This is a genomic window from Binatus sp. (SeqCode) (assembly GCF_035272065.1).
Taxonomy (GTDB): domain Bacteria; phylum Desulfobacterota; class Binatia; order Binatales; family Binataceae; genus Binatus.
This window is the reverse complement of sequence record NZ_DATEQZ010000019.1, coordinates 1-8899: the sequence shown is the minus strand read 5'-3', so window position 1 is coordinate 8899 and position 8899 is coordinate 1. Positions and strand designations below refer to the sequence as shown.

The 8899-nt window shown below is 60.1% G+C and carries 9 protein-coding genes; 3 read left to right on the top strand and 6 right to left on the bottom strand.

Annotation, left to right across the window (positions count from 1 at the left end; all coding sequences use genetic code 11):
• From VJX68_RS02205 to VJX68_RS02195, 3 genes are all read left to right on the top strand, one after another.
• Positions 1-993: methyltransferase (locus VJX68_RS02205; protein WP_324094004.1), on the top strand; the 993-nt coding region annotated here is incomplete at its 5' end.
• Between the two features lie 12 nt (positions 994-1005).
• On the top strand, positions 1006-1623 hold the full coding sequence (locus VJX68_RS02200) for a hypothetical protein (RefSeq protein WP_324094003.1): 618 nt from the start codon (positions 1006-1008) through the stop codon (positions 1621-1623).
• Complete coding sequence (locus VJX68_RS02195; protein ID WP_324094002.1) at positions 1620-2582, top strand: MBL fold metallo-hydrolase; 963 nt, start codon at positions 1620-1622, stop codon at positions 2580-2582. The genes VJX68_RS02200 and VJX68_RS02195 overlap by 4 nt, the downstream gene beginning before the upstream one ends.
• 26 nt (positions 2583-2608) lie before the next feature.
• Here the strand turns inward: VJX68_RS02195 and VJX68_RS02190 are convergent, their stop codons facing one another.
• The 6 genes from VJX68_RS02190 to VJX68_RS02165 all read right to left on the bottom strand — a co-directional run.
• Positions 2609-3418, bottom strand: a complete 810-nt coding sequence (locus tag VJX68_RS02190; protein WP_324094001.1) for a DNA adenine methylase — start codon at positions 3416-3418, stop codon at positions 2609-2611.
• 10 nt (positions 3419-3428) lie between these two features.
• On the bottom strand, positions 3429-5027 hold the full coding sequence (locus VJX68_RS02185) for a VWA domain-containing protein (RefSeq protein WP_324094000.1): 1599 nt from the start codon (positions 5025-5027) through the stop codon (positions 3429-3431).
• A gap of 11 nt (positions 5028-5038) precedes the next feature.
• Positions 5039-6448 (bottom strand): magnesium chelatase ATPase subunit I, encoded by a 1410-nt coding sequence (locus tag VJX68_RS02180; protein WP_324093999.1) that lies wholly within the window; start codon positions 6446-6448, stop codon positions 5039-5041.
• A 29-nt stretch (positions 6449-6477) separates the two neighbouring features.
• Positions 6478-7041, bottom strand: a complete 564-nt coding sequence (locus tag VJX68_RS02175; protein ID WP_324093998.1) for an HIT family protein — start codon at positions 7039-7041, stop codon at positions 6478-6480.
• Positions 7016-7312, bottom strand: coding sequence for an integration host factor subunit beta (locus VJX68_RS02170; protein ID WP_324093997.1), 297 nt, complete (start codon positions 7310-7312; stop codon positions 7016-7018). Before VJX68_RS02170 ends, VJX68_RS02175 begins: the two co-directional genes overlap by 26 nt.
• Before the next feature lie 47 nt (positions 7313-7359).
• The coding region (locus VJX68_RS02165; protein ID WP_324093996.1) for a 30S ribosomal protein S1 at positions 7360-8899 on the bottom strand (1540 nt) is incomplete at its 5' end.

Here is an 8899-nt window from a genome sequence, read left to right as displayed (position 1 = left end):
TTCGCCGAACTCGCCGCGCTGGCCTCAGGTCACGCCGAAGCGCGTGCTATCCAGACCGCGCTCAAACTCGGAATTTTCGAGATTCTCGACTCCTCGCCGCTCGACGACGCCGCTGTCGCTGATGCCATCTCCGCCAATCGCCGCGAAACGGCTCTGATAGCCAACGCGATGGTCGCGCTCGGATTGCTCGACAAGCGCAAAAATCGCTACTCGCTCACTGAGGCATCGCGCCGCTACCTGCTCCGGTCGTCCGCCGAATATCTTGGCGGTTTGATTCTGTTCGATGAGGCGATCTTTGAAACCTGGGCGCATCTCGAACAAACCATTCGCACCGGCGCGCCCGCGCGACCGACCGATATGTTTCAAAGCCGTCCCGAAGAGACCGAACGATTCATCCGCGCGATGGACAGCCTGACTCGCGCCCGCGGCGATCCAATCTACGTCGCCGATCGGCTCGACCTCAGCCGCGTCTCGATGTTCGCCGACATCGGCGGCGGCCCGGGAACCTACACCGTCGCGATGCTTCACCGATGGCCCCATCTGCGGGCTGCGATTTACGATCTCCCCGCCGCTCTCGAAGTTGCCCGCCGAATTCTCACCGAGCGTGAGCCTGCGGCGTTGGAGCGCATCGATCTGGTCCGCGTCGATTACCTGTATGATGAGATTCCGGGGCCATGCGGAGCCCTGTTCATGTCGAGTATAATTCACGGTGAAGATGAAGCGGCCAATGCTCAGCTCCTCCGCAAATGCTTTCGCGCTCTCGAACCGCGCGGCATGATGATAATCAAGGACCACATCATGAACGCCGACCTCACCGAGCCGCGGTCGGGCGCGATCTTCGCGCTCTACCTGCTGCTCACTACGCGCGGGCGCGACTATTCATTTGACGAAGTCGCGCGATGGCTCGGCGACGCCGGCTTCGTCGATATCCGCCACGAGGCGCTGCCAAGCCCTCCGTTCACCTCCTCGATGGTGATCGCGCGCAAGCCGTGAAACAATGAAACAGTGAAAAGATTTCGCGCGCGCAAGATCGCGTCTCTTGCGATCGCATTGGTGCTCTCAGCCGTGTGCTCGGGGTGCCTGGCGGGCGGAGCTGTTGGGATGGTGACCACCGTTGCCCCGATGGTCGCCGCCGGCAGCGCACAGGTCATCGGTTCCCAGGTTGCGATGAAAGAGGCCGGAGGCACCGGTGCTTCCAAAGAGGACAACGCTGACAAATGCGATCAACTGCTGCGGGTTCCGCCCGGCGTCGAGGAAGTCCGCAAGAACAAGGACGGGTTGATCGAATCGCGCCAGTGGAAAATCGCCGAGACCAGCGGCGACCCGATCTGGATCGTGGCGGGGACCCAGACCCAGAACACGCCCGACGACGCCTGGCAGCCAAAGCCCGGCGTCACCAAGCTCCTCTTCAATCCGCCGCTCTATCAGATGCTCAAGCCCGGCCAGCCTCAATATCTCGCTTACGCTCCAGCCGATGTCGTCAACGTGTCCGACAGCGAACAGTTTGATTCGATGACCGAAGCGTTCGGCAGCGGCGTCGGAACCTTCAAGTGGCACGAGCGTTCCTACAGTTACGTGCTAGTCAAGGAACTCCCCTGCTTCAAACCTGAGAAGGAGAAGTGAATTCGTTTCCGTCTCATCCGTCGCGCCTGACGCGATCCCTGTCACGACTAATCGTCATCGTTGCAATTTTTTCGCTGGCGCTGTTTGCCACGAGGTCGTACTCTCAGAATATGAACGCCGCGCCCGATCATGCGCATCTCGAGCCCGCATCGTGGCCCGACAACTCGCTCACGATCGCAAATCTCGGCCACGCCGCCCTTCTCATGAACTATTTCGGAACTCGAGTGATTACCGACCCCAGCCTGTTCTCGCGTGTCGGTATGTCGATCGACTCGATCCTGACAATCGGCCCGAAACGATTCGTCGATCCGCCACTCGCTCCCGCGCAATTGCAGCAACTCGACCTCATTCTGATCACTCACGCGCACATGGATCATCTCGACGTTCCGTCGCTGAAGGCTTTGCCCAAGAACGCAGTCGTCGTCGCGTGCCAGAAGTGCTCGTCGCTGATCGCGCCGCTCGGCTTCAAAGACGTCCGCGAACTCAAGTGGGGCGAGACCACCGTCGTCAAAGGACTCACCATCCGCGCGATGGGCGCGCGGCACTGGGGCCGGCGATGGCCGCCGTTCGGCGAAGACTACGGCTTCAACAGTTACATGCTCGAAAAAGACGGCCGCCGGATGCTGCTCGCGTGCGACAGCGCCGACACCAACCTGTTCGCCAGCCTAGCATCGACGCCGCCCGACGTAGCGGCATTCTCAATCGGCGCCTACGACCCCTGGATTTGGAATCATGCCAATCCCGAACAGGTCTGGGCGATGTTCCAATCGACGCGTGCGCAGTACCTGGTGCCGATCCACTGGGGAACGTTCAAGCTGTCAAAGGAGCCGATGGAAGAGCCGCTGCAACGATTAATCGCGGCAGCCGGCGATCAGCAAGACCGCATTGTGATTCGCCAAATCGGCGCAGCCTGGACGATGCCACCGTCGATCGAGACGCGCCAAGCCGCCGGCCGCTAGGACTCTCCGATCACACCACGCCTTACCTACAAATTTCGAGTGGCAAGGACTTCCCGAGCAGGAGTTCTATCTCCAGTACAATTGATCATTCGCGGAGCGTTGAGAATCGTAACGGCGTATCCTAGCTCGCGGTACAACTGCTGTATTCGGTCGGTGGCTTGATTCGATAGAACTACCGGACCGGAATGCCGCGCTAATCCTTCGGCTAGTCTTACTTGCTCGTTCCAGCCAAAGGCTTCCATCGAGTACTGCGTAAACTCAACGTCATAGGGCGGATCCGCATAGATAAAGTCACTGGCTTCTAGCGGGAGCTTCTCGAAGTCCGCGCACACAAACTCCCACTGCGCGAATGCCGGGATGTATTCTGTGAAATCCGTCTTGTAGGTAATCTTCTTGTAACGGCCGAACGGCACGTTGAATTCGCCCTTGCTGTTGAACCTGCATAGGCCGTTGTAACAGGTTCGATTCAGGTAATAGAAAAGGCTGGCCGCTTCCTTGCTGTCCGCCTTATCCTCGCGAATGATCTGATTGAACCGCTCTCGTCCTGTGTAAAAGCAGGCCTTATCATTCCGCATCCTTAGCGAGATAGTTAGACCTCTTTTGAGCCAGCGGTAAAAGTTTATCGCATGCGGATTGATGTCACTTACGAGGGCTCGATCGGGTACCAAGCCCAACGAGATTGCCAAGCCACCGCATAGCGGCTCAACCAAGCGGCGAGCTCGATGAGGATCCCAGAGACGAAGCAGGTATGGCACCAGCCATCGCTTGCCACCCGCCCACTTCAAAGGAGGCTTGGGCGCCGAGCGAGACTCCAACAACTCCGCAACCGCTGCCACTTACCTTGGTTCAGACACGCTTGCGCTTCTTGGAGAGATAATCGACCAGCATGTACTCGCCGAGATGGTCGGGACGCGTGAACAGCGCGCGCCCGCGGTTAATCTGCGTCATCTTGTCCACGAACGCGCGCAGACTCGGCGAGTCGTCGAGCATGAACGTGTTGATCGTGATTCCCTTGCGCGTGATCCGCTCGACTTCCTTCAGCGTCTCCTGCGCCGCGCGCATGCTGATGCCGCCGAACGACAGCGGCCATTCGCAGTACAGCCGCTTGTTCAGAAAGTACGCGGTCGGCTGCCCGTCGGTGATCACAATGATGTGCTGGTTGCGCGACGGATGCCGCCCCAGCAAATCCGACGCGAGCCGCAACCCATCCTGCAAGTTGGTGAACGGATCGCCCATGTTCCACGACGCTTCGGGCAGGTCCTTGAGCTTCAGTTCCACGGCGCGCGTGTAAAAGCCGACGATCGAAAAATAGTCGCGCGGAAACTTCGAGCGAATCAGCGTCTCCATCGCCATCGCGACTTTCTTCGCCGCCGCAAATCGCCCTTCCCAGCTCATCGACCACGACATGTCCAGGCACAGCACCGTCGACGACGAACTGGCGTAATCGTTTTCGTAAATTTCGAAATCTTCCGGCCGCAACTCCAGCGGGACACCCGCCTTGCGCGCCAGCGCATGCTTCAGCGTCGCGACCAGGTTCAGATTCAGTGGATCGCCGAACGCGTACGGCTTGGTTTGTTCGGGACGCATCTCAGTGACGCCGCGATGGTCCGTCATGTGCCCGCCCGATCGATCCTTCAACAGGTTCTGGAAAATGTCGCGCAGCGCCAGTTGCCCGATTCGACGCACGCCCTTGGGCGAGAGCTGAAAGTGATCGCCCTTCGGCACCATGTAGCCTGACTGCGTTAGCAGCACCATCACCTGCTTGAGATTCTGGAAATCCTTGCTCGCCTGTTGCCCCAGGATCTGCTGCAGGTCTTCCATTGAGATCGTGTCGAAGTTGCCCGACATCAGGTCCTGCTCGAGCTGCCGCATCCGCTCCATCTCGCGCATCAGCTCGAGCGCGTCCTCGTAGCCGAGGCTCTTCGGACCGTGGAACATATGCTGATTGCGATCGCGAAAATTCTCGAGGTCGCGAATATTTTCATACTCCTCGAGCAGCTCGTCGAAGTCCGCTTTCGCCTGCGCGTCCTCGAATTCGTGGCTTTCCAGCTTGCGCATCGCCTCCGACAGCCGCCGCGGCATGCGCGACAGTTCGCGCTGTTTCTCCTCGACGCCCGGCTTCTGCCCCTTGAGCGATTCCAGCTTCGCGCGCTCGCGATTCAAAATGTCCTCGAGCTTCTGCTCCATCTCCGACAGCGCGTTCTTCAGGTTGAAGTCGCGATAGCGCTGGCGCATCTCCTGCCGCAATTGCTCGATGAACTCCTCCAGCCCCATCACCTTGACGCCGTCGAAGTCCATCCCTTGCCGCATCATCCAGTCCATCGCCTGCCGCACGTCGTCGGTGTACGACAGGTACTCCGCCAGCTTCTCGAACACCTTGTCGGCGTCGAGCTTGAGCCGCTGCGTCCCGTCCCACTGCGTGTAGCGGGTGACTACGGCAGCCATTTCCCTGCGCGTCATGCGTGGTAGGCGAAGCGCCCTCCCTGGCGATCCTTGTTGAGCTTCTGGTGCAGATGCAGGCCCTCGAAAATAAACTCGCTCGCGGCCGCCATCAGTCCCGGCGTCTCGAACGGCCCGAGCAGCGTGATCACTTCGCGTAGTCCCGTTACCTCGCGCAGCGGCTCCATGTATTCCGACGACGGCGCGCTGTCCGAAACCTCGACGCCCCAACCCTGCTCGAAGTAGCTCGACACCTTCTTCAGGTCGTCGAGTTTCAAATACTTGTCGAATACCTTCAGCACCGCGCGATTGATCAGCCGCTCGATCAAATCGTCTTCCTTCTTGTCCTCGCCGACGTACTCGAGCTCTATTTTTCCCGCCGTCGACGCATACAGCGAATGCAAATCCGAAATCCGCGGCACGATCTCGTTCTCCGCGTTGCGCACCGCGCGCTTCTCCGCGTTGGAGATAGCCGATTCGTAATTGTTGATCGTAACGCGCACCGACACGCCTGACGATTGATTGATCTCGTTCGACGCGCGCGCTTCGAACGTAATCTGCGCCAGGATGTCCTTCATGAACTGCGGTATCCGCACGTCCATGCCCGAACGCGGCGGATGCGCCGCTTCCTGCTCCATGATCACGATCTCGTGCTCGATCGTTTTGGGATAGTGCGTGCGAATCTGGACGTCGAAACGATCCTTCAGCGGCGTGATAATCCGCCCGCGCGAAGTGTAGTCCTCCGGATTCGCGCTCGCCACGAACACCACGTCGACCGGCAGCCGAATCTTGTAGCCCTTGATCTGGACGTCCTTCTCTTCCATCAGGTTGAACAGCCCGACTTGCACTTTCTCGGTCAGGTCGGGCAGCTCGTTGATTGCAAAAATGCCGCGATTCGTCCGCGGGATCAGTCCGTAGTGGATCGTTTCCTCGTCGGCCAGGTAGCGTCCCTCGGCCACCTTGATCGGATCGATCTCGCCGATCAGGTCAGCCACCGAAACGTCCGGCGTCGCAAGCTTTTCCGCGTATCGCGCGTCGCGTCCGATCCACCCGATTTCCAGCATGTCACCTTTTTCTTCTTTCAGCTTCACACATCGCCGGCATATCGGCGCAAACGGGTCGTCGCTGATCTCGCAGCCCGCGACCGCCGGGACATATTCGTCCAGCAGTCCGACCAGCGACCGGATGATTCGCGACTTCGCCTGCCCGCGTTCGCCGAGGAAAATCATATGATGTCCCGCGAGCACGCCGTTCTCGATCTCCGGAATTACGGTCTCTTCGTAGCCGACGATTCCCGGCAGGATTTGCTCCTTGCTGCGCAGCCGCTCGAGCAGGTTCTTGCGCATCTCCATCCGCACCGGCATCGTCTGGTAGCCCGCGCTCTTGAGTTCGCCCAGCGTACGGATTTTCAGCAGTTTTTCATTCATTGCGAATCCCGCAGATCGATTTCTTCATCTTAAGATAATTCAGCGCCGAGATTTTTGAAAATCGGCCGCAGCTGCTCGTAACTGTCTTCCAAACTCTGTGATAGCACACGGGTTGAGGCAAGTACCGGCATAAAATTGTTGTCGCCCGCCCAGCGCGGCACCACATGCCAGTGCATGTGATCGGCGAAGCCCGCGCCAGCCGCTCCGCCCAGGTTGGCGCCGACGTTCAACCCCTGCGGATGCAGCGTTTCGCGCACCCGCTTTATCGACGCCGCGACCGCGTCCGCAATCACCGCTCGATCCGCCCGCGCCAGCAGTTCCGGCGACGCGACATGCCTTCGCGGCGCAACCATTATGTGTCCATTGTTGTAGGGGTACTTGTTGAGCATCACGAGCACGTCGCGATTCTCGAACAGCACCAGCCGTTGCCGGCGCTCGGCGTCGGAGAGTCGGCCGAAGCAGAAGATGCACCCCTCGGGTTCGGAGCGGATGCCGCGCAGGTATTCGTACCGCCACGGCGCCCACAGCCGAATACCCTCGGCGGGGACCGCCGTTGCATCGCGCCGCTTAGCGGCCCGCTTCTTCGGCGCCATTTACTTCGATTCGGAGTTCCTTGCCCGCCCGGAAGAACGGAATCTGCTTGGCATCGACGCTGACCAGCTGGCCCGTCTTGGGATTGCGGCCCTGGCGCGCGCGGCGCTGCTTGACCGCGAAACTGCCGAAGCCGCGAATCTCTATCCGCTCGCCGCGCGTGAGCGAGTTGGCCATCGCGTCGAACATCGCATTCACGATCGTCTCTGATTCCCGATGCGTGAACTTGTGCCGGCGCGCCAGCAGTTCTTCGATGATTTCGCGCTTTGTCATCGACCTCGCCGCCGTCCGCGCGCGCTTACCGGGACCGGCTCCCCCGCCTAACTGGTTTTGCCGCCGCGCGCCGCGCGCCGCTCGCCGTCGTCGCGATCGAGCTTGAGCTCTTCCTTCAGGATATCTTCCATCGAGAACCGCGCCGCCTCGTGCTCGCGCTTGAGGTAGGCCTGCATTTCCTCGCGCTCCTCGTGCTGTTTGATCGCCTTGATCGACAGCCCGATCCGGCGCTCCTTTGGGTCCAGTTGCACGACCAGCGCATCCAGCTCGTCATCGACTTTATACAGCGACGACGGCTTATCCACCCGCTCGTTGCTGAGCTGCGAGATATGGATCAGCCCCTCGATTCCTTCCTCGATCTCCACGAAAACGCCGAAGTCCGCCACCGAGCTGACCTTGCCATGAATTCGCGTGTTGAGCGGGTAACGCTCCGCCACCGTATTCCACGGGTCCGCCGTAAGCTGCTTGACGCCCAGGCTCACGCGCTCATTCTCGACGTCGATTCCGAGCACCGTCGCCTCGAGCTCGTCACCCTTCTTGACCACTTCGCTCGGATGCCGAATTTTCTTGGTCCACGACAAATCCGAAATATGCACCAGCCCGTCGATCCCCGGCTCGATCTCCACGAACACGCCGAAGTCCGTGATCGACTTGACCTTGCCCTTCACGTGGCTGCCAATCGGATGCTTCAGGCCGAGCTCTTCCCACGGATTCGCCTCGGTCTGCTTCAGTCCGAGCGAGATTCTGCGATTCGCCTCGTCAACTCCGAGCACCTGCACTTCAACCATGTCGCCCGGGTTCACGACTTTCGACGGATGCACCGCGCGCTTGCTCCAGCTCATTTCTGAGACGTGGATCAGACCCTCGACGCCTTTTTCGATTTCCACGAACGCGCCGTAGTCGGTCACGCTGACGACCTTGCCCTTGATGCGCGTGCCCGGCGGATATGCTTCCGCCACCTTGGTCCACGGGTCGGGCATGATCTGCTTCATTCCGAGCGACACGCGCTCGCGCTCGGCGTCGTATTTCAGCACGACGACTTTAACTTTGTCGCCGACTTTCAACACTTCCGACGGATGCTGCAGTCTGCCCCACGCCATGTCCGTGATATGCAGCAGGCCGTCGATTCCGCCGAGGTCGATGAACGCGCCGTAGTCGGTAATATTTTTTACGGTGCCTTCGAGGATCACGCCCTCTTCGAGCACCTTGAGCGTCTGCTCTTTCAACGATGCGCGCTCGCGCTCGAGCACGCTGCGCCGGGAGACCACCACGTTGCCGCGTGCGCGATTGAACTTCAGGATTTGGAAGCGTCCGCGTTGCCCCACGTACCGGTCCAGATTGCGCGCGGGACGAATGTCGACGTGCGATCCCGGCAGGAACGCCGGCACCCCGATATCGACTTTCAGCCCGCCTTTGACTTTGCCGAGCACCACGCCTTCGACCGGAGTCTCCGCCTGGAACGCCTTGTCGAGTTCGCGCCAGACTTTGAACTTCTCCGCCTTCGCGTGCGAAAGCATCACCGTACCGTTCTCGGTCTCGGTGCCTTCGAAGTACACGTCTACCTCGTCGCCTTCCTTGACCGTCGGA

What these genes read in the sequence shown, in the direction of transcription:
- VJX68_RS02170 (WP_324093997.1), bottom strand. Translation starts at nt 7,312, where the DNA reads ATGACAAAGCGCGAAATCATCGAAGAACTGCTGGCGCGCCGGCACAAG.
- VJX68_RS02185 (WP_324094000.1), bottom strand. Translation starts at nt 5,027, where the DNA reads ATGGCTGCCGTAGTCACCCGCTACACGCAGTGGGACGGGACGCAGCGG.
- VJX68_RS02175 (WP_324093998.1), bottom strand. Translation starts at nt 7,041, where the DNA reads ATGGCGCCGAAGAAGCGGGCCGCTAAGCGGCGCGATGCAACGGCGGTC.
- VJX68_RS02180 (WP_324093999.1), bottom strand. Translation starts at nt 6,448, where the DNA reads ATGAATGAAAAACTGCTGAAAATCCGTACGCTGGGCGAACTCAAGAGC.